Here is a 24,241-nt window from a genome sequence, read left to right on the forward strand (position 1 = left end):
CGTCAATTTGTGCAAAATTGCGTAAAAGCGTTGCGCCACTATCCCCTGCCCGCTAACACCGTCCGCATGGATAGGTTGGGACCCTGTCTGTATGGGTTGGGACAGAACAAGGACGACGATCTTGCGCTCTCGAATGATGGCCAGATTGCACGCAGCGCTTGAAAAGCGTTTTCCAGAACGGCGGCTGTTTTTACGCTCTGACACCGAAACGCGGTTCATCCGCCTTCGCTCAGAGATGCAGCTTTTCGTTTGGACCGCTGGCGCAATGGTGCTCGCTTGGACGATTATCGCTACTGCAATCGTAATGATGGACAGCATTGGCGCGGGGAACTTCCGCGATCAGGCCCGTCGCGATCAAATCGAATACGAAACCCGCCTTCAGGCTCTTGTGACCGAACGCGACCGCCGCGCCGAAGAGGCCGCTGCAGCGCAAGCACGGTTTAGCTCTGCGCTCGCGCAGATTTCGGTGATGCAGACAGAGCTGTTGAGCTCTGAGGACCGCCGCCGCGAACTGGAAACAGGCATTGAGGTGATCCAATCCACCCTGCGCCGTACCATGAACCAGCGACAGGACCTGTCGCAGCGTATCGCCGCACTGGAAGCGGCTGTTCAAAACGGTACTTCGGTCGCCGGCGCAACGGGTGGCGTCTCGAACGAAGCGCTCGACCTTCTGGCATCAGCATTGGCTGACACCGCGGCTGAGCGTGACCAGATTGAAGCGGACGCACAGAGCGCGATCGACCGCGCCGCTGAGTTGGAACTGGACCTGCGCCTCATGGAAGAGCGCAACGACGAGATTTTCCGCCAACTTGAAGAAGCGATGCTGGTGTCTGTTGAGCCACTGGACAATATGTTCCGTGCCGCTGGCCTGAACACCGATACGCTGCTTGATCAAGTGCGTCGCGGGTATTCAGGCACAGGTGGCCCGCTCACCCCGTTGCAATTCTCGACCAATGGCGGTGAAGCCGACCCTGACACGGCGCGTGCAAACGAACTGCTGTCGTCGATGGACCGCATCAACCTCTATCGTATTGCCGCAGAGCGTGCGCCGTTCTCTATGCCTGTGCGGGATAACTTCCGCTTTACCTCGGGCTACGGGATGCGCTGGGGCCGTATGCACTATGGCACCGACTTTGCTGGTCCTGTGGGCACTCCGATCTACGCAACCGCTGACGGTGTGATCACTCACGCGGGTTGGTCGTCGGGTTATGGGCGCCTAGTTAAAATCCAACACGAGTTCGGAATCGAAACACGTTACGGTCACTTGAACGCGATCCGCGTCCAAGAAGGTCAAAGAGTCTCGCGCGGGGACCGTATTGGTGATATGGGGAACTCCGGACGTTCAACCGGACCTCACCTGCACTACGAGGTTCGTGTCGGCGGCGAAGCAATCAATCCGATGATCTACATAAGAGCTGGACAAGATGTTTTCTAAGAGCAAAATCAACGAACCGGGTCCGAAAGCGACCGAAACCGCAGCACAAACTTCGGTGCCTGCGCCGGCTTCTGCGCCAAAGATGGACATGCCTGTTTCCAAGCCCAAAGCACCGGCTTCGATTCTGTCGTCTGACCTGCATGTTAAGGGCAACCTGAAAACCACTGGCGACATCCAAGTCGAAGGTCAGGTTGACGGCGATATCCGTGCGCACCTTCTGACCGTTGGCGAAACCGCAACCATCCGTGGTGAAGTTGTTGCTGACGACGTAGTTATCAATGGCCGCGTGATCGGTCGTGTTCGTGGCCTCAAAGTGCGCCTGACATCGTCGGCACGCGTCGAAGGCGACATCATTCACAAGACGATCGCAATCGAGTCTGGCGCGCATTTCGAAGGCTCGGTTCAGCGTCAAGACGACCCACTGTCGACCAGCGGTGCTGCTAAGCCGAAAATGCCGGCTGCTCCGGCTACCAAAGACGCTGAATAATCAGTCGTAATATGGAATGACAAAGGGCGCTCTCGGGCGCCCTTTTGCGTTAGATGGGATCATACAGGACCCGCCGATAGAGATGCCATGTAGCGTGCCCCAACACGGGTAGAACCACCATAAGCCCCAGAAACGCGGGGGCGAGCGCGATCAGACTAAGGATCGCGATCATCGCGGCCCAGACCAGCATCACAAAGAGGTTCGATGCAACGGTCCGAATCGACAACAGCATCGCCGTGATGAAATCGATCTCTTTTTCGAGGAGGAGCGGCAGGCTAACGACGGTCATCGCAAAGAGCAAAAACGCGAGAACCGCACCGACCACCAGTTCGAGCCCGATCATCCGCAGACCGTCAGCCGTCAGAAACACATCAAAGCTCGTCATCACGTTGCGCATCGCCGACAGCCCCATCGTCAGCGCAAAGAGCATATGGGCGAGGAAGGTCCAGAACAGGAAGTAGATCACGATGATCGCGCCCATCCACGGGATTTGACGGGTGCGTTCCTGCCAGACCACGCCAAGCACGTCTTTCCAAACCAACGGCTGCCCGTTTTCTAGACGCCGCGAGACTTCATACAGGCCGACCGCAGCAAAAGGTGCTGCCAGAGGAAAGCCAAGCGAGGTCGCCAGAACCCAGCTCACGTGCCCTGCCCCCAGTGTAATCAGGCCGAACCCGATCACCACATAGACCGCCGAAAAAAACAGGCCAAACTGCGGTGCGCGGCGGAAATCGTAGATCCCCGCTTTGAGTGCCGCGAAAATGTCAGCCATGCCCAAGGTCCCGATCAACGGGATCTGTGATGGAGGCGGTGTGTCTACAGTTTGCGTCATTAATGGTCCTCTCCCCTTGACCTTATGTCAAAGGCTAAGGGGTGAGACGCAAGTCGCAAAGTAGTATTTATGATATGGAATTAAGGGTATAACCCTTAGTCGTCGGCATTGGCCTCTGCACGAGATTTGCCCGATGCACCATGCGCCAGCGTTGCCGCCATCAGTCCATCCAGCGCACCATCGAGCACGCCTTGGGTATCCGAGGTCTCATAGCCAGTGCGAAGGTCTTTGACCATCTGATACGGCTGCAGAACGTATGACCGGATTTGGTTACCCCATCCCGCGTCACCTTTGGCTTCATGAGCGGCGTTGATGTCGGCGTTACGGCGATCCAGTTCCATCTGATACAGACGGGATTTCAGCGCTTTCATCGCGATATCACGGTTCTGGTGCTGCGATTTTTCCGACGAGGTTGTCACGATGCCCGTGGGCAAGTGGGTGATACGCACCGCAGAGTCGGTCGTGTTCACGTGCTGACCACCCGCACCTGACGAACGGTAAGTGTCGATACGGATGTCGTTCGGTTTGACTTCGATTTCGATGTTGTCGTCTACAACAGGGTAAACCCAAACGGATGAGAACGAGGTGTGACGACGCGCAGCGGAATCGTAGGGCGAAATGCGAACCAGACGGTGCACGCCCGATTCCGATTTCAGCCAGCCATAAGCATTCGGGCCGCTGATTTTGTAGGCCGCCGATTTAATACCAGCTTCTTCGCCCGGGCTTTCGGATTGAAGTTCGACCTTATAGCCCTTCTTTTCCGCCCAACGGACATACATCCGCGCAAGGATCGATGCCCAGTCACAGGATTCCGTGCCGCCTGCGCCAGAGTTGATTTCGAGGAAGGTATCGTTGCCGTCCGCCTCACCGTCCAAGAGCGCTTCGAGCTCTTTCTCAGCGGCGCGCACTTTCAAGTCTTTCAGCGCTTCTTCGGCCTCTTTCACCACATCGGCGTCATCTTCCATTTCGCCAAGCTCGATGAGTTCGAGGTTATCCGAAAGATCCTGTTTGATCGCGCGCAGACCAGCGATCTGATCCACCAACATCTGACGTTCACGCATCAGTTTCTGCGCACCTTCTGGATCGTCCCAAAGGGTCGGGTCTTCAACGCGGGCGTTGAATTCTTCCAAACGGTATTCCGCAGTTTCCCAGTCCATCCGCTGAGCAAGAAGGTCGATCGATTTCTCGATGGCGTTCACAATGTTCTGCGTTTCGGCGCGCATGGGTCAACTCGTCTGTCTTAGGGTCAGGGCGACAGGCCCCGACGGATTAGGTCGCGTCATAGCCCCTGCCAGCGGCACGGGCAAGTCGGTGTCAGTAAAGTCCGCCCGACGACAAGGTCCCAAAGGACGCATTCGGGCCAACGGTCGCGGTATTGCCGTCCGATGTCGTGACGTTACGGGTCTGTTGCTGCACCTCTTCAAAGAGAGGGAGATCAGCCGACATTGCAAAGCCACCGTCGAACATCACACCAAAGATCGGCTCTTCGCCAACACGGAAACACTCTGCGATGACGTTCGGGCCTTCGGAACCTTCGGGCAAACGGGCGCCCGTAAAGCGGTCGATGTTGATGAACTGACAGTCCTCGGGCACCTTAAACCGACCACCACCGAACTCTTGGATCGCTTGTTCCATAAAGCGCTGGAACACAGGACCACAGATCGAACCACCATATGCGCCACTGCCCAGCGGGGTTGGGTTATCGTAACCAATATAGCAGCCCGCCGCGATATTGGAGGAGAAGCCGACGAACCAAACGTCTTTGGCGTCGTTGGTCGTCCCTGTTTTACCGGCGATCGGCACAGGCAGGTTAATAACGCTCGAAGCAGTGCCGCGCTTTACCACGCCTTCCATCATAGAGGTCAGCTGATACGCGGTCACCGCGTTCATGATGCGATCACGGTTCGACAAGATCGTCGGCCCCTGCCCTGACGGCAATGACGCCTCACCGCAATCGAGGCAGGTGCGCGCATCGTGACGGTAGACGGTGTTACCAAAACGGTCCTGAACGCGGTCGACGAGCGTCGGCTCAACCCGCTCCCCACCGTTCGCAAACATCGAATAGGCCGCGACGAGTTTGAACAGCGTCGTTTCTTCGGACCCGAGAGAGGCCGAGAGATACTGGTTCATGTTCTCATACACGCCGAAACGTTCGGCATATTCCGCAACAACATCCATCCCGACCTCTTGGGCCAGACGAATGGTCATAAGGTTACGCGATTGTTCGATCCCTGTGCGCAGCGGCGTTGGACCATAGAATTGGTTGGACGAGTTCTGCGGACGCCAGAGGCCTTGGGGTGTGTTGATTTCAATCGGGGCGTCGACGACGATGGTTGCAGGCGTATAGCCACTGTCGAGCGCTGCCGCATAGACGAAGGGTTTAAAGGCCGAACCAGGTTGGCGACGGGCTTGGGTCGCGCGGTTCAACTCGGTCGATTGATAGCTGAACCCGCCCTGCATCGACAAAACGCGGCCCGTGTTCACGTCCATCGCCATGAACGCACCCTGAACTTTGGGCACCTGACGAAGCGTCCAGCGGATGAACGATCCATCAGCGTCAGCAGTCATACGGCGGACATGCACCACGTCACCAACTTCGAAATTGTCAAAGAAGTTGCCGCGAATCCAATCGATGTCAGAACGCGGAACCACCTGCGGTTCGGCGTCGGACGCCGGAACGCCTTCGATCCCGATGCGCAATTGTTGGTCCTCAATGCCCAGAACCACAGCGGGATACCAATGGCTCACCAGTTCGATATCGCGCGGGACGGTGACATCGGCTAATGCAGCACGCCAACTGTCTTCGCTCCCCAGTGCATCGGTGGGCACAGTTTTCCCTGTGCCATTCCAGATACCTAGATTGCGGTCGTATTCTTCCAAGGCACGCTGGAGCGATTGCTCAGCAACGGACTGGAGGTCGGGATCAACGGTCGCGCGGATTGATAGACCACCCGAAAAGAACTCGTCCTCACCGAAGTTGCGGCTCAGCTGACGACGAATTTCATCGGTAAAGTAGTTGCGCGGCGGGAGTTGCGAACGGAAGCTTTCGTAATCGCCCGACTGCACTGTGCGCAGAGGCAGCGCCTGTTCGGCCTCTGCAACGGTCTGAGTAATATACCCATCCTCGGCCAAGCGGCGCAGAACATAGTTCCGACGTGCAACCGCATCATCATATTGGCGCACGGGGTGCAAGTTGCCCGGACGCTGCGCCAGAGCCGCAAGATACGCCGCCTCACCCGGTGACAGGTCGGCCAGCGGTTTATTGAAATAGGTCTGTGCTGCAGCCGCGACCCCATACGAGTTCTGACCAAGGAAGATTTCGTTCAGATAGAGTTCGAGAATGCGGCTTTTGTCCATCACCCGCTCAATCCGCGTGGCGAGGATCAGTTCGCGGATTTTACGCTCTGCCGTGCGGTCGGAGGACAAGAGGAAGTTCTTCATCACCTGCTGGGTGATTGTCGACGCGCCACGCACCTCACCACCCCGGGATTTGATCGCCTCAACGGCAGCGGCCGCGATACCGCGGATGTCATAACCAGGGTGAGTGAAGAAGTTCTGATCTTCTGCCGAAACAAAGGCGTATTGAACCAGCGGCGGGATCTCATCAAAGGGGGTAAACAGACGGCGTTCTACAGCGAATTCGTCGATGATCTGACCTTCGCCAGAATAGACACGGCTGATCGTTTTCGGCGTGTATTGCGACAGTGTTTCATAAGACGGCAAATCGCGGCCATAGAATGTGAAAATCGCGCCGAGCATCAGCGCGAACATCACAAGACCAAGCGTGACCATCGTAAAGATAGCCCCGAAGAACGACATGATAAATCGCAGCACGCGTTTGACCCCTTTGGTTGGTGCGCCGCTTATAGGGCGGGTCGCGGGTCAGGTCAAAACCGCAAGCACCACTTTCGGCATGAAAACGCCGCTTTCGCATAGGTTTGAACGGTAGGGATTGCCCCTTGGCCATCCACGGACCAAATCAGCGCCATGAGCACGCCAGAAAGCATCCTTGCCACCTACGACCGAGTCGGCCCTGCTTGGGCCACGTCCCGAGACCGCCGTTTGACAGAACGCCGCTGGTTGGACCGCATGATTGCGGTTGCGCCCCATGATCGCGGGAAACGCCGTTTATTGGACTTGGGATGCGGATCGGGTCGCCCGATCGCGGAATACCTCATTGATCGTGGCATCGCGGTGACGGGCGTTGACGGGGCAGAGAGCATGATTGCCCTGTTCCAAACCAACTTGCCCAACGCCCGTTCTATTCGCGCCGATATGCGTGGCCTTGATCTGGGTGAGAAATTCGATGCGATCCTCGCGTGGGATAGTTTCTTCCACCTCTCACCCGCAGATCAGCGCGCTATGTTCGCGGTCTTTGCGGCCCATGCCGCCGACAACGCTGCGCTGATGTTCACCAGCGGCCCTGATGAGGGCGTGTCCATCGGGTCGGTCGAAGGCACCCCGATCTATCACGCCTCTCTGTCCGAGGCGGGTTATCGCCACGAACTCGAGGCGGCAGGCTTTACCGTTGTTGCGCACAAGGCCGAAGACCCCGACTGCGGCGATCGCACGGTCTGGCTCGCTCGGTTTACTGGCGCCTAAGCGCGTCTTTCGCAGCTTCGGAATTGGCCCAGCGTTGAACGGCGAGGACAATCCCCGCAACAACCCGTGCCCGCCCTTCGGCAGAACGGAGTGCGTCACGGTCTTGTGGGTTCGATAGGAACCCGACCTCAACCAAGGCTGACGGGAAATCCGCCGCGTTCAAAACGGCCAAGAGCGCCTCGCGTCGAGGTGTGTTGTTCACCCGCGCATTCGTATCCATCAGCGCCTGCACCAACGCGTCCGCTAAGGTATCGCTCTGCGGCGCGGTTTCCGTCCGAGCGAGGTCCATCAGAACCGTCGCGACCGTGTCGTCTTGGCCCGTCAAATCCAACCCAGCCAAGAGGTCCCCACGGTCATGCCGTTCCGCCATACGCAAGGACGCGTCCTCTTGGGCCTGATCGCTGAGGGTGTAGACCGACGCACCCGAGGTGATCTCATCCCCGTCCAGAGCATCCGCATGAAGCGACAATAGCACATCGGCGCCAGACCTGCGGGCAATCGAAATCCGTTCCTCGAGCGGCACAAACACGTCCGTCTGGCGGGTCAGCACAGCGCGCATCCCTTCCATTCGGTTCATCGTCTGCGCTACTTCAACAGCGAGTTGCAGCATGAGGTCCGCCTCACGTAGACCGTCCCGCTCGGCGCCGGGGTCAATGCCACCATGACCGGGGTCAATCACGACCGTCAGGATACCATCATAGACCGCAGTGATTGGCGGCGCAGTCGGATCAACGGTGTTCAGCATATCCCAACCCGGATCGCTGGGCGCACCTGCGGCGGCGGCATAGTCCGCGTCCGAACTTGGCGACAGGTTCACCGTCAGACGCGCCGTTCCGTCGACCGTGTTCACCGTCATCCCTGCTTGGCTCACGATCATGGCGTCGGACAGATCAACCACCATCCGCGACCACCCTGGCCGCAGCGCCCCAAACCGCAGGTCGCTCACGCGGTCCGATTGATCCAAGGTCGCCTTGTCCGCGCCTCGCCAATCAATCTCGCGAAAGTCCAAAATCAGTCGGCGCGGATCATCGAGCGTAAACACCCGCCACGGCACCGGCTGCGACAGGAACAAGTCGACTGTCGTTTTGCCCCACGAATCTTCGATCACCGAATGAGTCACATCCAGCCGCGCCAGACCTGTAAAATCCTGTGCCTGCGATGCCGCGCCCAAACATGCCAGAACCGCTGCCCCCACGATGCGGATCATGACTGACGGTCCTCCATGAATTTGGTGAGCCTACGAAGCCCTTCTTCGATATCGGGGGTTGAGCGAGCATAGGAGAACCGAAGCCAGTGCTTGCCATTTACCGTGTCAAAATCCAGACCGGGCGTCACCGCAACACCAGCTTTATCAAGTACTTCTGCTGCAAAGCTCAGACTGTCATCGGTGTAATCGGACACATCAGCATAGACATAGAATGCACCATCAGGCGGGGCGATCTTGGTAAAGCCTGCTTTGGGTAGACCCTCAATCATCAACTCGCGATTGCGGGCGTACCTGGCAACATTGCCGTCCAGTTCCTCTTTGCAATCCATCGCATAAAGCGCGAGCCGTTGCGCCGCATGGCTCGGGCAAATGAACTGGTTCTGCGCGATGCGCTCCACAACACGAACGTGGTCTTCGGGCACAACCATCCAGCCCACGCGCCAGCCTGTCATGCTGAAATATTTGCTGAAGGAGTTGATGACATAGACCTCATCGGTCACCGACGCAGCGGTCACGGGTTTAATGCCGTAGTCCAATCCGTGATAAATCTCGTCCGAGATGAACGCCGCGTTGCGATCCGCGCAGGCCGCAGCGAGATCGGTCAATTCGCCCTGCCCCAACATGGTGCCTGTCGGGTTCGCAGGTGAGGCCACGATCAAACCTTGGAGGTCGTAGTTTGCCACGTCTGCCGCAACAGGTTGGAATCGCGCCTCAAGCGTCGTTGGAATATCAACCGCGTTCAGGTCAAACGACCGAAGAATCTGACGATAGGACGGATAGCACGGCGCGCCGAGGCCAACGCGGTCGCCCGTGTCAAAGAGCGCGGTAAAGGCCAGCAGAAACGCGCCAGACGCCCCAGCGGTCACAACGATCCGCTCTGGGTTCATGTCGAGGTCATACCAATCGCCGTAATGCTGCGCGATACGCGCACGCAGTTCTGGCATCCCCAAGGCCACCGTATACCCCAGCGGACCCTCGGCCATGTCGCGCGCCAAACGATCCAGTGCCGCTTTGGGCGCCCCCGTTCCCGGTTGCCCAACCTCCATATGGATGATGTGACGCCCTGAGGCTTCGGCCTTACGGGCGGATTCCATCACGTCCATCACGATAAAGGGATCAACGGCCCCGCGCCTTGAAACACGCATGTCATGCCTCTTATGGTCTATCTGCTCTCCCCCTGTTTGCCTTTGCAGGGGCCGCGCGTCAATCGGACCCTTGGCACCACCGCCCAGATATGCACAACTCTGCCGGACTATAAATCGGAGAACTCTATGAAACGCCTCGCCCTCGCCCTGACCTTGGGTCTCGCCACCCAAGCCGCCGCCACCGATCTGGAGGCCATGAGCGACGCCGAACGCAGCGCGTTTCGGGCTGAAGTCCGCGCCTATCTGCTCGACAACCCCGAAGTTCTGATGGAAGCCATCGGCGTTCTCGAACAACGTCAGGCTCAGGCAGAGACCTTGGCCGATCAACAGATGGCCCAGACCAATATGGACGCGATCCAGAACGATGGGTTTTCGTGGGTTGGCGGCAATCCTGACGGTGACATTACTGTGGTAGAGTTCATGGATTACCGCTGCGGCTACTGCAAACGCGCCTTCCCCGAGGTTGAGACGCTTTTGGAAACCGATGGCAATATCCGTTTTATCGTGAAGGAACTGCCGATCCTTGGCGAACAATCGACCCTCGCGTCACAATTCGCGATTGCCGTGCAGCAGCTTCATGGCGATGACGCTTATAAATTTGTCCACGATACTCTGATGAACATGCGTGGTGACATCACCCAAGACAGCCTGTCGCAACTTGCATCGACCGTTGGTTTCGATGCGGCGCCAATCTTTGAGCGGATGGCATCGCCAGAGGTTGCACGTGTGCTGCAGGCAAACATGGAGCTGGCGCAGCGTTTGCAGATCAGCGGCACACCGACGTTCGTCTTTGATGACCAATTGGTGCGAGGGTATGTGCCTCTCGATCAAATGGCGTCGATCGTCGAAGAGTTACGCGCCAACTGATACGACACAACAAAGGGGGCCTCGGCCCCCTTTTTCATGAGCCCGCCATCACCGTGCGAAGCCCCTTTGCAACGAGCACCACAAACGGAGCGCCGTGCATAACCAAGTCAAAGATATCAATCGGCTTCACCAACTCGCCCGCAGCTAACATCTTTAGCTTTTCCCAGATATGCGGTTCAGGGAAAAACGGCGCGAGGCCCAGCGTCAGGCAGGCCAAAATCACAAGGTTCCAAGGCAGGGTATCTAGAAACGCCATCGCGTCCTCCAATATATTTTAAAAACGTGATATATTAAAGCACGACAAATTGCCAAGGGCATTTTGCGTTTTCAAAACTGAAAAGAGAGGAAAGTGGCGCGGTTGACGGGGCTCGAACCCGCGACCCCCGGCGTGACAGGCCGGTACTCTAACCAACTGAGCTACAACCGCGCACTTGCGTCTGTGAAGTCTTGAAAAGAAGTGGCGCGGTTGACGGGGCTCGAACCCGCGACCCCCGGCGTGACAGGCCGGTACTCTAACCAACTGAGCTACAACCGCGTATCTTCTTTTCGGTATCTCACCGAACGTGTGGGGCTTCTAAGCGGTGCGTCGGGGCGCGTCAAGCGCCCTATGACAAAAAAATGAAACTCTTCGCGCAGACCACCCAAAAAACGAAAACGGGGCAGAAAAACTGCCCCGTTTCCAAGAAGTTATCGAAATTCAGCCAAAGCTGAATGAGCCAAAAATTACAGACCCATCGCCGACTTGATCTGGTCAATCACGCCTTGAACCATCTCAGGGTTATTACCAGCAGCCTCAACCGCAGTAACGAGTTGGGTCTTAATGCCATCAGACAGCGACGACCCTTCGATCAGGGCGGTTACTTTGGCTGGATCAAAGTTCTCGACCGAGAGAATGGCAGACGGGTCCAGCGCGCCAAGTGCGCCTGTCGCGGTTTCCATCAAGCTACCGGCGCTCGTGGTCACATCAGTAGCAGCCTGAACGGCAGTCTCAGTCGCTGCATCAACGGTGTCACTTGCAGCGTCCGCAGCCTCAGTTGCAGCGGTCGTTGCGGTGTCAGCAGCCTCAGTTGCGGCGGTGGTTGCCATATCAGCCGCAGCCGTTGCAGCCTCGGTCGCGCCTTCTACCGCATCCGTTGCAGCAGACGCAGCGGCATCAACAGCTTCAGTCGCAGCGGTCGTCGCAGCGTCAGCAGCCTCAGTCGCGGCGGTTGCAGCTTCTTCAACAGCGGCAGCAGCGGCCTCTGCTGCTGCCTCAGCGGCTTCAGTAGCTGCATTCGCGGCTTCAGTTGCGGCGTCGGTCGCAGCTTCTGCAGCCTCAGTTGCGGTGTCTACTGCATCAGTGGCGGCAGCAGCGGCGGCGTCGGCTGCATCCGTTGCAGCACCAGCGGCATCATCAGCAACTTCGGCAGCAATTCCGACCAGACCTTTTACGGCTTCAACAGGTGTCCGACCATTGGCGGCAAATTCATAACCGAAAAAGCCGAGAATCGCGGCAACCACAATAATAACAAACGCTCTCATAATATTGTCCTTCCAAACTACAGATCGGCCCCAACTCAGGCCCCCATACGTGTAATGGCACGACATCACGCAACTTTAAAGTCACATGTGGCGCTGAATTACTACGACCTTGTGGCAAACGCATTTGCGGGTTGCGGAAAATCGCAGCCAAGACTAGGTTGCGTGCCAAATTACAACCGCCGAAAGGACTAAGGCCATAGCCCGCAGACCTCATAACGCACCGCCGGTGCGTGACACTGGACCCCGTATCAATGAACGCATTCGGTGCCCCGAAATCCGCCTCATCGGCGCCGAAGGAGAGAACGTCGGCGTTGTAACGCCAGCGCAAGCGCTCCAAATGGCGGAAGAGGCTGGTTTAGACCTCGTTGAAATCTCGCCTAACGCGACGCCGCCCGTGTGTAAGATCATGGACTTCGGCAAGTTCAAATATGAACAGCAGAAGAAAGAGGCTGAAGCGCGCAAGAAGCAGAAGATCATCGAGATCAAAGAGGTCAAGTTCCGCCCTGGTACAGACAAGCACGACTATGACGTTAAAATGCGCTCCGTGCTCAAGTTCCTTGGCAATGGCGACAAGGTAAAAGTGACCCTGCGATTCCGTGGCCGCGAAATGGCGCACCAAGATTTGGGCCGCCAACTGCTGGAACAGATCGCTGCAGACATCACCGAATTCGGCAAGATCGAGAACATGCCGAAAATGGAAGGCCGCCAGATGGTCATGATGATCGGGCCGCTTCCGAAGTAAATTTCGGACAATCGAATAAGAAAGCCGCCTTTTCGGGCGGCTTTTTTGTTTCAGCCTTCGCGTGGACGGGGACGCGTCGGGATTTCCTTGAGCAATCCCCCTACCCCCATGGCCGAGATTTCGGCATCTCCGATAGGCACGCCACATATCACGCGTTCGAGCACCCAGTCCGCCCCATTCAGCGCAGGGGACCGCGCACACCCAGGAAGCCCAATGACAGGACGATTGCCGACTTCACCAAGGAACAGCAGGTTTCCGGGATCCACTGGCATCCCAAAACGAGTTACCTTGCCACCTGCCAACCGCACCGCCGAGGGCGCAACGTCCATCGGATCAGAGGTCGCAGAGGCTGTCAGGATCAGCACAACACCGCCCGAAGCCGTGGCAATCGCTGCCGCAATATCGTCCGTCCGATGAGGCACCACAACCCGTTCAGTCAGAGACATATTCAGTCGAAACAGACGACCGTTAGTCGCACGCCGCCCCTTATCCGACGGGATTTCGTCGGTCGTGCGGGTCTCGATCAAGGTCGCCGTCTTATACTGTGGCGGGCGGATGTGAATGGCGGAACGGGCCGCCTCGACCGCCGTGTTCAATGCATCCTCTGGCACGCCATAAGAAATGATCTTAACCGTCCCGACCATCGTATCGGGGTCGCATCGATGCCACGCAGGGACCGTGGCGAGGGTGATCATGGGGTGAACCGCGTTAAGTGCATTCACGGCATCCACATTGATCTGAGCAATACCCGCGCCCGTGGCAATGAGGTTCACACGACCCGTCGTTGCCTTAGACAGGCGCAGTCCTTGCGCCTCTGGGTTAGGCACCAAAGCCTGCGCGAGCCGTGTTGCTGCCTCGTCCTCGTGAATATCGTCTGCCTCGAGCCGCGCGACGATAACTTCGTCCATGCCCAGCGCCGCAAGCTGCGCAATGTCATCCTCAGTTAACCATCGCCCCTTAGCCAACTTGCCTTTGGGCAAAGCGATGGAATGGGCGAGGATCGTGCCAAGGGCGTCAGCTAAAGGAACAGGCCCGAATTTCATCCTTTACGCAGCCTTTCGGTGATTTGGGCCATAATGCTGACCGCAATCTCTGCAGGCGATTTGGCCCCGATATTCAGACCAACCGGCGCATGAATGCGGGCAATCTGGTCGTCTGTAAATCCGTCCGTCTTTAGCCGCTCAACCCGTTTCGCATGGGTACGTGTGGACCCCAAACAGCCGAGGTAGAACACGTCAGAGCCCAGCGCTGCACGGATCGCAGGATCATCCAGCTTCGGATCATGGGTCAGTGTGACAACCGCCGTCCTCGGGTCGAGCCCGATCTTCTCCATCGCCTCATCTGGCCAATCATCCGAAATCACCTCATTCGGAAAGCGATCCTCAGACCCGAAAACAGGACGCGGATCGATCAAGATCGGGTCATAGCCACAGGCGCGGGCCATTTGCACAAGGGGTTGGGCGATATGAACAGCACCGACCACAATCATTCGAAGCGGCGGATTGTGGATGGCGACAAAGGTCTGGCCGTCCTCTTCAACGCCCGACTTATCGCCACGGAATCGATCTTCATGTTGGGCAAAGCCGTCCAGCCGCCGCGCCCCCGTTTCCAGATCCGCGACATAGGCGACAGCCTCGCGCCGTGCGCGGCGGGCAACGAGATCGGCCAAGAGGTCCTCGTGTAACGTTTCGCCCCCGACAGGTTCGACCAGCACACGGATGCGTCCGCCACAGGCCAGTCCCACGGCAAAGGCCGTGTCATCGCTGACGCCAAAATCCAGCAATCGGGCCTTGCCGTCCTCGATCGCGTCAAAGCTCTCGGTGATCACCGCACCTTCGACGCAACCACCCGAGACAGAGCCTTCCATCGCGCCGTCACGGTCAACGACCAGTTGCGACCCGATTGGACGCGGTGCGGAGCCCCAAGTTTCAACCACAGTTGCCAAAACAGCGCCACGGCCAGACCGATGCCAGTCGAGTGCCAAGGCGGGAATGTCTGTCTTATCGGTCACCGCTACCTCCCCATCATCGCCATGAGGCGATCCTTTTCCCCAGTATCATCACCGCGCGCTATGGCATCCGCCAGCCCCTGAAGCGAGGCGATGTTATGCCCAGCACGGAAACTGGTAACATGGGGCAACATTTCCATAATTCCACGGGCTTTGGGGGCGAACCCCTCCCAGCGGAGCAAGGGATTGAGCCAAATGAGCTGCCGCGATGAGAGGTGCAGCCGTTCCATCGCCTTGCCCAAGCCGCCCTCAGGGTCGCGGTCTAGCCCATCGGTGATCAAAAGCACCACAGCGCCCTGCCCTAGAACACGGCGCGACCAGTCGCGGTTGAAACGGTCAATACACTCACCGATCCGCGTGCCGCCTTCCCAGTCCTGCGCTTCGGACCCCGCCGCCGCCAATGCTGCATCCACATCGCGATGTTTCAGATGGCGCGTGATGTTGGTGAGGCGCGTGCCAAAGGTGAACGCGTGCACCTTGGCCCAGCCTTGGCCTTTGGCGTTGGACACAGCGTGCAGGAAATGCAGAACGGCCCGCGAATATTGCGACATAGACCCCGAAATATCGCAGATCACCACAAGGTTCGGATAACGCTCACGTTTCTTGCGTGTCTCAAACGAGGTGATTTCCCCGCCTTGCCGCATGGCCCGCCGCATCGTGGCCCGCCAATCGGCGATATCGCCATAGCCCGCGACGGTCCTGCGTGATTTAATCGGACGCACAGGCAATGTCATGCGGGCAAGGATGCGCTTCGCCTCTGCCATTTCCTCTGTGCTCATCTGCTCAAAATCGAGGCTCCGCAGCTTTTCCTCGGTCGAAATGGTTTTCGAAGCATCAACGTCGATCAAGGCTTCTTCGTTCGGCTCTTCGTCCTCTTCCTTCGGCATGGGGATGTTCTGATCATCCAGTAATGCCTCCGCCGCGCGCTTTTCCCCTGCTTTGGCTTTGCGCTCTTCTTGAACGCCACGCACAGAGGGCAGCATCATCGACATCATGTGTTCGAGGTAGCGCGGATCACGCCAGTAGAGGCGGAACACCTGACCAAAGACCACGCGATGTTCAGGGCGTGAACAAAAACACGCCTCTAAAGTCCAATAGAAATCATTCTTTTCCGTAAAGCCCGCGGCCTCGACCGCCCGAATGGCGTCAATCACCCGCCCAGGGCCGACAGGCAGCCCCGCCTTACGCAGTGCACGGGCAAAGTGCGTTATATTATGCGCGAGCTTCCCATCTTCGGGAATAGAGAGCGGGATATATTCAGCCATGAACGACCATCACGCCGGAGCGAGTTCGGCACGTGCGTCTTTGAGGATACGCTGCGCCTCTGACCCTTCGATGCGAGCAATGTCGTCCTGATACTTCAGAATAGCGCCCAGCGTATCGGCAATCACCTCAGGCGACAGATCGATCACATCCAAAGCGAGCAGACATTTCGCCCAATCTATGGTCTCTGCCACGCCGGGTTTTTTGAACAAATCTTCGGTGCGGAGCTTTTGAACAAAGGCGACGACCTCACGGCTCAAGGCATCTTGGGCCTCTGGCGCGCGGGCATTGAGGATTTCCAACTCTCGATCAAAGGTCGGATAATCGACCCAGTGATAGAGGCAGCGCCGCTTCAATGCGTCGTGAACCTCGCGCGTACGGTTCGAGGTCAGGATCACAATGGGCGGCTCTGGCGCTTTGATCGTGCCGAGTTCGGGCACCGTCACCTGAAAATCAGAAAGCGCCTCTAGCAGGAACGCCTCGAACGGTTCATCTGTGCGGTCGATTTCGTCGATCAAGAGAACAGGCGCACCGCCCTCTTGGGGACGCATCGCTTGCAAGAGCGGGCGTTCAATCAGGTAGTCCTCAGTAAAGAGTTCAGATTTCAGTTCCGACCGATCAGCCCCGCCTGTCGCTTCTGCCGTGCGGATCGCGATCATCTGTTCGGCAAAGTTCCATTCATAGACCGCAGAGGCCGCATCCAGACCTTCGTAGCATTGAAGACGGATCAATTTACGGCCAAGAGACGCAGCAATCGCCTTGGCGATTTCGGTTTTACCCGTGCCTGCCTCACCTTCGAGAAAGAGCGGACGGCCGAGTTTCAGGGATAAGAACACCACCGTCGCTAAGGCGCGGCCGCATACGTAGTCCTGACCGGCCAGAATCGTCTGGACGTCGTCGATACTGTCGATCTGCATAGTTTCCTCCGTTTGGGGTATGCTGCACCGCTGACACGAGGCGTCAAGTCATGCCTTGGTCGCAGAGGCATTTTTCGGCCCGAAAAGCCTTTATCCCCCTATGGCGCGGTGCGGGACAAAGGTGTAAAGACAGCCCATGACCGATACAGCCCTCACCCGCCTGACCATCCGCCGCCCCGACGACTGGCACCTTCACCTGCGTGATGGTGCGATGCTTGAGGGCGTTCTCCCGCATACCGCTGCGCATTTTGGCCGCGCGATTGTGATGCCGAACCTCGTGCCTCCTGTTGTGACTGGTGCGCAGGCCGCAGCCTACCGCGAACGGATCATGGCAGCATTACCCGAGGGCATGTCGTTCCAGCCTCTGATGGTTCTCTACCTCACCGAAGAAACCGACCCAGAGGATGTTGCAGCAGCACATGCCGCTGGTATCGCGACCTCTGTCAAACTCTACCCTGCGGGTGCGACGACCAACTCCGCCTCGGGTGTGCGCGACTTCGATAAGGTCCGTCCCGTTCTCGAAAAGATGGCAGAGATCGGTATGCCGCTCTGCGTTCATGGCGAAGTCACCGACAGCGACATCGACATTTTCGACCGCGAAGCTGTGTTCATTGATCGCGTTCTGCACCCGATCCGCAAGAAAGTGCCCGATCTGCGCGTCGTGATGGAACACGTCACCACCCAAGACGCGGTGGACTATGTCCGGGACCACCATAAGAACCTCGGCGCGACGATCACCACGCACCACCTGATTATCAACCGCAACCACATCCTCGCGGGCGGGATCAAACCGCATTACTACTGCCTTCCCGTGGCAAAGCGTGAACAACACCGCATTGCACTGGTTGAGGCTGCGACCTCTGGCGATGAACGGTTCTTCCTCGGGACGGATTCGGCACCACACACGGACCCCGCAAAACTACAGGCCTGTGGTTGCGCTGGTTGCTTTACCGCACCGAACACCATGTCTTGCCTGGCAGAAGTGTTCGAGGCCGCGGGCAAGCTGAAAAACCTAGAGGCCTTCGCGTCCAAAAACGGACCGAAATTCTATGGCCTCCCTGTGAACCAAGAGACCATTACCCTCGTCAAAGGGGAACCGGTCAGCTATCCGGACCGCATTGAGACAGGCGCCGGTCCAGTCACCGTATTTGATGCCGGCTTCCCGCTACACTGGCGTGTTGAGGCCTAAAAACCGGACCTCCGGTAAAACTTAAGAAAACCAATAAGGACGTGCGATGATCCCCTCTTCCTATCCGACCAAAGCCGAAATGGCGAAACTCACCGCTGGAATGCTGCTGGAAATCGGCGCAATCCACTTTAACGCGGAAGAGCCGTTCACCCACGCTTCTGGCAAGAAGGCCCCGACCTATATCGACTGCCGCAAGCTGATCTCATTCCCACGCATCCGTTCGACCCTGATGGATTTCCTCTCAGTTTCGATCATGCGCGAAGCGGGTTTTGAGGCCTTCGACAACATTGCGGGCGGCGAAACCGCAGGTATCCCCTTTGCAGCGCTGGTGGCTGAACGTCTGGCACTGCCGATGACCTACGTCCGCAAAAAGCCCAAAGGGTATGGCCGCAATGCCCGCATCGAAGGTGCGATGACCGAAGGCCAGCGCGTTCTCTTGGTTGAAGACCTGACCACCGACGGCGGCTCTAAACTGTCGTTCGTTGATGCGATCCGTGACACAGGTGCGACCTGTTCCGCGACTGCCGTGATTTTCTACTACGGCATCTTTGAAGGTGTTGAGAAAACGCTCGGCGATCACGGCGTTCAACTGATCCACCTCTGCACATGGTGGGATGTCCTCGAAGTGGCGAAAGAACGCGGCGCGTTTGATGCAAACACCCTATCCGAGGTCGAGTCGTATCTGCGCGATCCAGCGGGCTGGGCTGCGGCACGCGCCTAATTATTTAGAGGGCGGCAGGAAACTGCCGCCCTTTTTCTATCCAGATATGGGTGTCGCTATTTTCGCCCCAACCAGATAGAGTATCCTCCAAGGATACCCACAGGCCATCCACAGGGTTATACATTTTGCCCTTCACGGCCGAATTGGCTATCACACTTGGATCAGGTTTCAGGGCAGTTTGGGTGCAATAACAATGAACGAACTTACAGCATTCAACGCAACAGGGGTCGAAGCGGCAGCAGAAGACCCAATCCCGCATTCGATTGAGGCTGAGCAACAGCTTCTCGGCGCGATCCTGACGAACAACGAAATCTTTGACAAAATTGCGGCTGTGATCACCGAAGATCACTTCTACGATCCCGTCCACCGCCGCATTTTTGAAACCGCAAAAGCGCGGATTTCAATGAACGCTCTCGCCTCGCCTGTTACGCTGAAAACCTACCTCAAGGATGATGCTGGTCTGCAGGAACTGGGCGGCCCTGCTTACCTCGTCAAACTTGCAGGTTCTGCAATCTCGGCCTTTGCGGCACGGGACTATGCGCAGTTGATCCATGACCTCGCCGTGCGCCGCGAATTGATCAAGGTCGGCAAAGACATCGCAGACCGCGCCACAAAGGTTGAAGTCGGTACAGAAGCCAACGAACAAATCGTGATGGCGGAACAGGCCCTCTATTCCTTGGCGGAAAAGGGCAACTCCGAGGGCGGCTTTACCTCCTTCGTGAAAGCCGTGACCGAAGCCCTGAACACCGCGAACGCAGCTTATCAGCGTGATGGTGGTCTGTCGGGCATTTCGACAGGTCTGATCGATCTGGACAAAAAACTCGGCGGTCTGCACCCATCCGACCTTTTGATCCTCGCGGGTCGTCCGTCGATGGGTAAGACCTCGCTCGCGACCAACGTGGCGTTCAACATCGCAAAGGCCTACAAAAAAGGCCGCAAGCCTGATGGGTCCGAGGGTGCCATTGAAGGCGGCGTTGTTGGCTTCTTTAGTCTCGAGATGAGCGCCGAACAGCTCGCTGCGCGTATTCTGTCTGAGGCGTCCGAGGTTCCATCCGAACAAATCCGTCGCGGTGACATGACCGAACAGGAATTCCGTCGTTTTGTTGAGGCCGCCAAGGCATTGGAAAGCTGCCCGCTGTTCATCGACGACACCCCTGCTCTGCCGATTTCACAGGTGGCAGCGCGGGCGCGTCGCCTGAAACGCCAGCATGGCCTCGACGTTCTGATCGTCGACTACCTTCAGCTTCTGCGCGGCACGGGTCGTGGCGACAACCGCGTTCAAGAAATCGGTGAGATTTCGATGGGCCTCAAGGCGATTGCGAAAGAACTGCAAATCCCCGTGGTCGCCCTGTCCCAGCTCAGCCGTACCGTTGAGAGCCGCGACGATAAACGCCCACAGCTGTCCGACCTTCGTGAATCGGGGTCGATCGAGCAGGACGCCGACGTTGTTATGTTCGTATTCCGCGAAGAATATTACGTCGAACGTGAAAAACCGTCCGAGGATAGCCCGAACTTTGCTGAATGGCAGGATCGGATGAACCGTCTGCACGGCAAAGCCGAGGTCATCATCGGCAAACAGCGTCACGGTCCGATTGGCACCGTTGACCTGTCGTTCGAAGGTCGCTTCACCCGCTTTGGCAACCTCGTCAAACCTTGGCAGCAAGGCGCAGAAGACGGTTACTGATTTTTCCCTTGCCCTGCGGGCAACGGCGCAGCACAAGACGCCCATGGCTACTGGTTTTCTACATATTGATCTGATTGCGCTGGTTTCGAACTGGCGTGCCTTGGCTGCGATGTCTGACGCCGAAACGGGCGCAGTTGTCAAAGCAGACGGCTACGGGCTTTCGTCCGACCGCGTTGCCGCCGCGCTCAAGGCTGCAGGTGCAAATCGGTTCTTTGTCGCCTCTGTCGAAGAAGGTGCAAAGGTCCGTCAGGCCGTTGGCCCCGATGCGCTGATCCACGTGTTCGGCGGGCATATGGCGGGCGACACCGACGCGATCCTTCAGCTTGACCTGATCCCGATGATCAACTCGCTCGATCAATTGACGCGCCAGTTTGAATCTCTCCCAGGTAAGGCCTTTGGCGTCCAGCTCGACACGGGCATGAACCGTCTGGGGATGGAGTGGTCGGAATGGTCGGCGGTCGCGTCTATCGTGATGGCACAATCCCCTGCCCTGATTATGAGCCATCTGGCCTGTGCCGATGAGCCTGATCACCCGATGAACGCCTACCAGTTAGAAACCTTCCGTAAGATGACGGACGGCGTGAATGTGCCACGCTCGCTCTCGGCTACGGGCGGTATTCTGCTGGGCAAGGACTATCATTTTGACGTCACGCGCCCCGGGATCGGGATGTATGGTGGCCTACCGTTCACCGATGCGTCCCCCGTGGTCAAACTCGACCTGCCTGTTATCCAGATCCGCGACCTGACCGAAGGCGAAGTCGTCGGTTACGGCAATTCTTGGCAAGCCGCCCGTGACAGTAAAATCGCAACCGTGTCAGGTGGTTATGCCGATGGTATCCTTAGGTCTCTGTCGAATAAAAACACAAAGCTATGGGCGGGTTCGATCCCGTGTCCCATCGTCGGGCGCGTGTCGATGGACCTGATCACCGTTGATGTGACTGACCTTGATGAGGCACCAGAGGCGCTGAGCCTTCTGTGCCCGCAACAGACCGTCGATGACCTTGCCGATATTGCGGGCACCATCGGGTATGAAATCTTGACCTCGCTGGGGGGCCGTTACAAACGGACCTATCTGCCGTGAAAAATCCGATTGCCGCCCTCGGTCGTGCTGTTCTAGGGGCCTTGGCCTTTGTCGGTCGGCTGGCTTTGTTCGCGGGGGAAACGATCAGCCACCTCGTACGGCCACCGTTCTATCCGCGTGAATTGGGCACGGCCCTGATGCAGATCGGGTTCTATTCGCTTCCCGTTGTGGGCCTGACCGCCCTGTTCACAGGCGGCGCCCTCGCGCTCCAGATTTACGCGGGTGGTGCACGTTTCAGCGCCGAAGCCGTCGTGCCCCAGATCGTTGCTATCGGGATGGTCCGCGAATTGGGTCCGGTGTTGGTCGGTCTGATGATCGCCGCGCGGGTCACATCGTCCGTTGCCGCTGAAATCGCGACAATGCGGGTGACCGAACAGATCGACGCGCTAGTTACGCTCTCGACGAACCCGATGAAGTATCTGACCCTGCCGCGTGTTTTGGCCGCAACGCTCGTCATGCCTGTTCTCGTGGGGATCGGTGATACCATCGGCATTCTGGGCGGCTATCTGGTCGCCACCGAAACGCTGGGGTTCAACGCCTCGACATATATCAAGAACACCGCCGACTTCCTTGAATTTATGGATATTTTCTCATCCCTGATCAAAGGTGGCGTGTTCGGTTTCATTGCCGCTTTGATGGGCTGCTACTACGGCATGAACTCTGGTCGCGGCGCCCAAGGCGTCGGCAGCGCCACGAAAACCTCTGTTGTTGCGGCGGCGATTTTGATCCTCGCTGCGAACTTCCTTCTCACACAGGCCTTCTTTTCCGCATGATCCGGCTCACTGACGTTCATAAATCCTTTGGCAGCAACGACGTCCTGCGTGGCGTTGATCTGCACGTGCCCAAGGGTCAATCGATGGTCGTCATCGGCGGATCGGGCACGGGGAAGTCTGTCTTGATCAAATCCGTTCTTGGCCTTGTGACACCAGACAGCGGCATGATCGAAGTCGACGGCGTCGACGTCACCCGCCAACCGCGTGATGCATTTCTCGCACGGTTTGGGATGTTGTTTCAGGGCGGCGCGTTGTTCGACAGCCTCCCTGTCTGGCAAAACGTCGCCTTTCGTCTGATGCGCGGCGCGTTGAAACGTCCCAAGTCCGAGGCCCGCGAGATTGCTATCGAAAAACTTCGCCGCGTGGGGCTCGGCCCTGATGTTGCGGATCGCTTGCCTGCGGAACTATCGGGCGGGATGCAAAAACGGGTCAGCCTTGCGCGGGCGATTGCCGCCTCGCCAGAGATCATCTTTTTCGACGAACCGACCACTGGCCTCGATCCGATTATGTCGGGCGTGATCAATGATTTGATCCGCGAAATTGTCGTCGAGATGGGCGCGACAGCGATCACCATCACCCACGACATGACCAGCGTTCGCGCGATCTCGGATCGGGTCGCGATGCTACATCGGGGTAAAATCCGCTGGGAAGGTCCGATTGCCGATCTCGATCACAGCAACGATCCTTATGTCGATCAGTTCATCCACGGGCGCGCGACAGGTCCCATCGAAACCCTGCGCTGATCGAATCGGACGCTAGCTTCGCGGTCTGTTTGGAAACAGCTTCTCGCTTAATTGAGCAGTGTTTCGCGGCGACGCTGCAAACTGTGCGGGAAACGGAAACAATCACGCAACCATAACGTGATTATCCAGCAATCCAATCAATTTTGCCCATTTCTCGACAAAATCCTTCGCCCACATAGGTGAATTAACCTATCCTTTAAGGTATAGAGCAACGAGGTTTTTGGGGAAGCCGAGTTATGAATTTTACGGCTGCGTCGGGCTTATTTGTCCGCACATTTCATGCGTTTTCATTTCTGTTTTTGGTTCTGATGTCCGCTTTCGTGGTCGGCTACACAGTGATGTGCGCTTTCGACCTTGCGCCTTGGCTCACCGCGTCCTTGGCGTTCGGCGATATTCAGGTCGAAAACGCTGGCATGTATATCCAGCTGGCCGTCACGATGTTCTTTTTTTCGATGATGTTCTTTGCCCCCGCAAATGGCCGCATCATGGCTCTGGAAAAGTCTCATCGGAATTTTCGGATCAATATGGACGACGTTGCACGCGCCTATCACCGCTGCCATGCCGCCGACCGTGAGGGCGTATTTACCCTGTCGTCAGAATTTGATGCCGTGCGCGAACGTATCCAATTCATGCGCGACCACCCTGACCTTTCTGATCTGGAGAGCGATATTTTGACGGTCGCCGCACAAATGAGCGAGAGGTCCAGAGGTCTGGCCGATATCTATTCCGACGAAAAAGTCGCCCATGCACGGACCTTCCTGCGCCAGCGTCAGGAAGAAGTTGAACGACAGCAACGCCAGATCATCGAGGCCCTGCACACCTGTCAGGAAATCGAAAAATGGGCACAGCAACTCGATACCGAAGAGAGCGTGATTGCCAACCAGTTGGCCCGTCTCGACGATAAACTTCAGGCCGTGCTGCCGACCCTCGGTTATGGGTTCGAGCAGGAAGAAGTTGACGAACCAGAAACCAATGTCGTCCCAATAACGGCCAAACCTGCAGCAGAATAACTCTTGCCAAATTG

At 57.5% G+C, this 24,241-nt stretch carries 23 protein-coding genes and 2 tRNA genes; 12 read left to right on the forward strand and 13 right to left on the reverse strand.

What is annotated here, in order from left to right; all coding sequences use genetic code 11:
• The first annotated feature begins 136 nt into the window (after window positions 1-136).
• Together AC07ED_RS08090 and AC07ED_RS08095 are read left to right on the forward strand one after the other, a co-directional pair.
• Window positions 137-1,435, forward strand: a complete 1,299-nt coding sequence (locus tag AC07ED_RS08090) for a M23 family metallopeptidase (protein ID WP_105236366.1) — start codon at window positions 137-139, stop codon at window positions 1,433-1,435.
• Window positions 1,425-1,922 (forward strand): bactofilin family protein, encoded by a 498-nt coding sequence (locus tag AC07ED_RS08095; protein ID WP_105235339.1) that lies wholly within the window; start codon window positions 1,425-1,427, stop codon window positions 1,920-1,922. Before AC07ED_RS08090 ends, AC07ED_RS08095 begins: the two co-directional genes overlap by 11 nt.
• Before the next feature lie 49 nt (window positions 1,923-1,971).
• On the opposite strand, the gene AC07ED_RS08100 is transcribed toward AC07ED_RS08095, so the two are convergent.
• The 3 genes from AC07ED_RS08100 to AC07ED_RS08110 all read right to left on the reverse strand — a co-directional run bounded on the left by AC07ED_RS08100 (window position 1,972) and on the right by AC07ED_RS08110 (window position 6,588).
• Entirely contained in the window at window positions 1,972-2,754 is a 783-nt protein-coding gene (locus AC07ED_RS08100) for a DUF2189 domain-containing protein (RefSeq protein ID WP_105235340.1), read from the reverse strand.
• Between the two features lie 95 nt (window positions 2,755-2,849).
• Window positions 2,850-3,977: a peptide chain release factor 2 gene (gene prfB / locus AC07ED_RS08105; protein ID WP_105235341.1), complete on the reverse strand. Its 1,128-nt coding sequence runs from the start codon at window positions 3,975-3,977 to the stop codon at window positions 2,850-2,852.
• Between the two features lie 91 nt (window positions 3,978-4,068).
• Window positions 4,069-6,588: a penicillin-binding protein 1A gene (locus tag AC07ED_RS08110; protein WP_105235342.1), complete on the reverse strand. Its 2,520-nt coding sequence runs from the start codon at window positions 6,586-6,588 to the stop codon at window positions 4,069-4,071.
• A gap of 153 nt (window positions 6,589-6,741) precedes the next feature.
• Here AC07ED_RS08110 and AC07ED_RS08115 point away from each other — a divergent pair, with 153 nt between their 5' ends.
• A complete protein-coding gene (locus AC07ED_RS08115) occupies window positions 6,742-7,356 on the forward strand; it encodes a class I SAM-dependent methyltransferase (RefSeq protein ID WP_105235343.1) in 615 nt (204 codons plus the stop codon).
• Here AC07ED_RS08115 and AC07ED_RS08120 read toward each other — a convergent pair.
• Both AC07ED_RS08120 and AC07ED_RS08125 read right to left on the reverse strand, forming a co-directional pair.
• The gene (locus AC07ED_RS08120; protein ID WP_105235344.1) at window positions 7,343-8,563 is read right to left on the reverse strand and encodes an N-acetylmuramoyl-L-alanine amidase; all 1,221 of its coding nucleotides are present in this window, start codon (window positions 8,561-8,563) and stop codon (window positions 7,343-7,345) included. The two genes, AC07ED_RS08115 and AC07ED_RS08120, sit on opposite strands and share 14 nt — an antisense overlap.
• A complete protein-coding gene (locus AC07ED_RS08125) occupies window positions 8,560-9,708 on the reverse strand; it encodes a pyridoxal phosphate-dependent aminotransferase (protein WP_105235345.1) in 1,149 nt (382 codons plus the stop codon). Before AC07ED_RS08125 ends, AC07ED_RS08120 begins: the two co-directional genes overlap by 4 nt.
• 126 nt (window positions 9,709-9,834) lie before the next feature.
• Here AC07ED_RS08125 and AC07ED_RS08130 point away from each other — a divergent pair, with 126 nt between their 5' ends.
• A complete protein-coding gene (locus AC07ED_RS08130) occupies window positions 9,835-10,575 on the forward strand; it encodes a DsbA family protein (RefSeq protein WP_105235346.1) in 741 nt (246 codons plus the stop codon).
• Between the two features lie 34 nt (window positions 10,576-10,609).
• Here the strand turns inward: AC07ED_RS08130 and AC07ED_RS08135 are convergent, their stop codons facing one another.
• From AC07ED_RS08135 to AC07ED_RS08150, 4 genes are all read right to left on the reverse strand, one after another.
• Window positions 10,610-10,831 carry an RND transporter gene (locus AC07ED_RS08135; RefSeq protein ID WP_105235347.1) on the reverse strand — a complete coding sequence of 74 codons (222 nt, stop codon included), beginning with the start codon at window positions 10,829-10,831 and terminating at the stop codon, window positions 10,610-10,612.
• A 94-nt stretch (window positions 10,832-10,925) separates the two neighbouring features.
• A tRNA-Asp gene (locus AC07ED_RS08140) sits at window positions 10,926-11,002 on the reverse strand.
• Between the two features lie 31 nt (window positions 11,003-11,033).
• A tRNA-Asp gene (locus AC07ED_RS08145) sits at window positions 11,034-11,110 on the reverse strand.
• Between the two features lie 188 nt (window positions 11,111-11,298).
• Window positions 11,299-12,096: a translation initiation factor 3 gene (locus tag AC07ED_RS08150; protein WP_105235348.1), complete on the reverse strand. Its 798-nt coding sequence runs from the start codon at window positions 12,094-12,096 to the stop codon at window positions 11,299-11,301.
• Between the two features lie 226 nt (window positions 12,097-12,322).
• Here AC07ED_RS08150 and infC point away from each other — a divergent pair, with 226 nt between their 5' ends.
• Window positions 12,323-12,838, forward strand: a complete 516-nt coding sequence (infC, locus tag AC07ED_RS08155) for a translation initiation factor IF-3 (RefSeq protein ID WP_245918055.1) — start codon at window positions 12,323-12,325, stop codon at window positions 12,836-12,838.
• A 50-nt stretch (window positions 12,839-12,888) separates the two neighbouring features.
• Here infC and AC07ED_RS08160 read toward each other — a convergent pair whose 3' ends face one another.
• From AC07ED_RS08160 to AC07ED_RS08175, 4 genes are read right to left on the reverse strand one after another with little or no spacing between them, the layout of a single operon-like run.
• Complete coding sequence (locus AC07ED_RS08160; protein WP_105235350.1) at window positions 12,889-13,881, reverse strand: molybdopterin-binding protein; 993 nt, start codon at window positions 13,879-13,881, stop codon at window positions 12,889-12,891.
• Entirely contained in the window at window positions 13,878-14,849 is a 972-nt protein-coding gene (locus AC07ED_RS08165) for an XdhC family protein (protein ID WP_105235351.1), read from the reverse strand. The genes AC07ED_RS08160 and AC07ED_RS08165 overlap by 4 nt, the downstream gene beginning before the upstream one ends.
• Window positions 14,850-14,851: 2 nt before the next feature.
• The gene (locus tag AC07ED_RS08170; RefSeq protein WP_105235352.1) at window positions 14,852-16,111 is read right to left on the reverse strand and encodes a vWA domain-containing protein; all 1,260 of its coding nucleotides are present in this window, start codon (window positions 16,109-16,111) and stop codon (window positions 14,852-14,854) included.
• Window positions 16,112-16,120: 9 nt separating this feature from the next.
• Window positions 16,121-17,026, reverse strand: coding sequence for an AAA family ATPase (locus AC07ED_RS08175; protein ID WP_105235353.1), 906 nt, complete (start codon window positions 17,024-17,026; stop codon window positions 16,121-16,123).
• 136 nt (window positions 17,027-17,162) lie between these two features.
• Here AC07ED_RS08175 and pyrC point away from each other — a divergent pair, with 136 nt between their 5' ends.
• The 7 genes from pyrC to AC07ED_RS08210 all read left to right on the forward strand — a co-directional run bounded on the left by pyrC (window position 17,163) and on the right by AC07ED_RS08210 (window position 24,227).
• Window positions 17,163-18,215 (forward strand): dihydroorotase, encoded by a 1,053-nt coding sequence (gene pyrC / locus AC07ED_RS08180; protein WP_105235354.1) that lies wholly within the window; start codon window positions 17,163-17,165, stop codon window positions 18,213-18,215.
• A 46-nt stretch (window positions 18,216-18,261) separates the two neighbouring features.
• Complete coding sequence (locus AC07ED_RS08185) at window positions 18,262-18,936, forward strand: orotate phosphoribosyltransferase (protein WP_067549102.1); 675 nt, start codon at window positions 18,262-18,264, stop codon at window positions 18,934-18,936.
• A 193-nt stretch (window positions 18,937-19,129) separates the two neighbouring features.
• Complete coding sequence (locus tag AC07ED_RS08190; RefSeq protein WP_105235355.1) at window positions 19,130-20,620, forward strand: replicative DNA helicase; 1,491 nt, start codon at window positions 19,130-19,132, stop codon at window positions 20,618-20,620.
• Window positions 20,621-20,663: 43 nt separating this feature from the next.
• Window positions 20,664-21,701, forward strand: a complete 1,038-nt coding sequence (alr, locus tag AC07ED_RS08195) for an alanine racemase (RefSeq protein WP_105235356.1) — start codon at window positions 20,664-20,666, stop codon at window positions 21,699-21,701.
• Window positions 21,698-22,474 (forward strand): MlaE family ABC transporter permease, encoded by a 777-nt coding sequence (locus tag AC07ED_RS08200; RefSeq protein WP_105235357.1) that lies wholly within the window; start codon window positions 21,698-21,700, stop codon window positions 22,472-22,474. The genes alr and AC07ED_RS08200 overlap by 4 nt, the downstream gene beginning before the upstream one ends.
• Complete coding sequence (locus AC07ED_RS08205) at window positions 22,471-23,217, forward strand: ABC transporter ATP-binding protein (RefSeq protein ID WP_105235358.1); 747 nt, start codon at window positions 22,471-22,473, stop codon at window positions 23,215-23,217. The genes AC07ED_RS08200 and AC07ED_RS08205 overlap by 4 nt, the downstream gene beginning before the upstream one ends.
• Before the next feature lie 308 nt (window positions 23,218-23,525).
• A complete protein-coding gene (locus AC07ED_RS08210; protein ID WP_245918056.1) occupies window positions 23,526-24,227 on the forward strand; it encodes a DNA repair protein in 702 nt (233 codons plus the stop codon).
• Window positions 24,228-24,241 lie beyond the last annotated feature (14 nt).

This window comes from Aestuarium zhoushanense, from assembly GCF_056431045.1.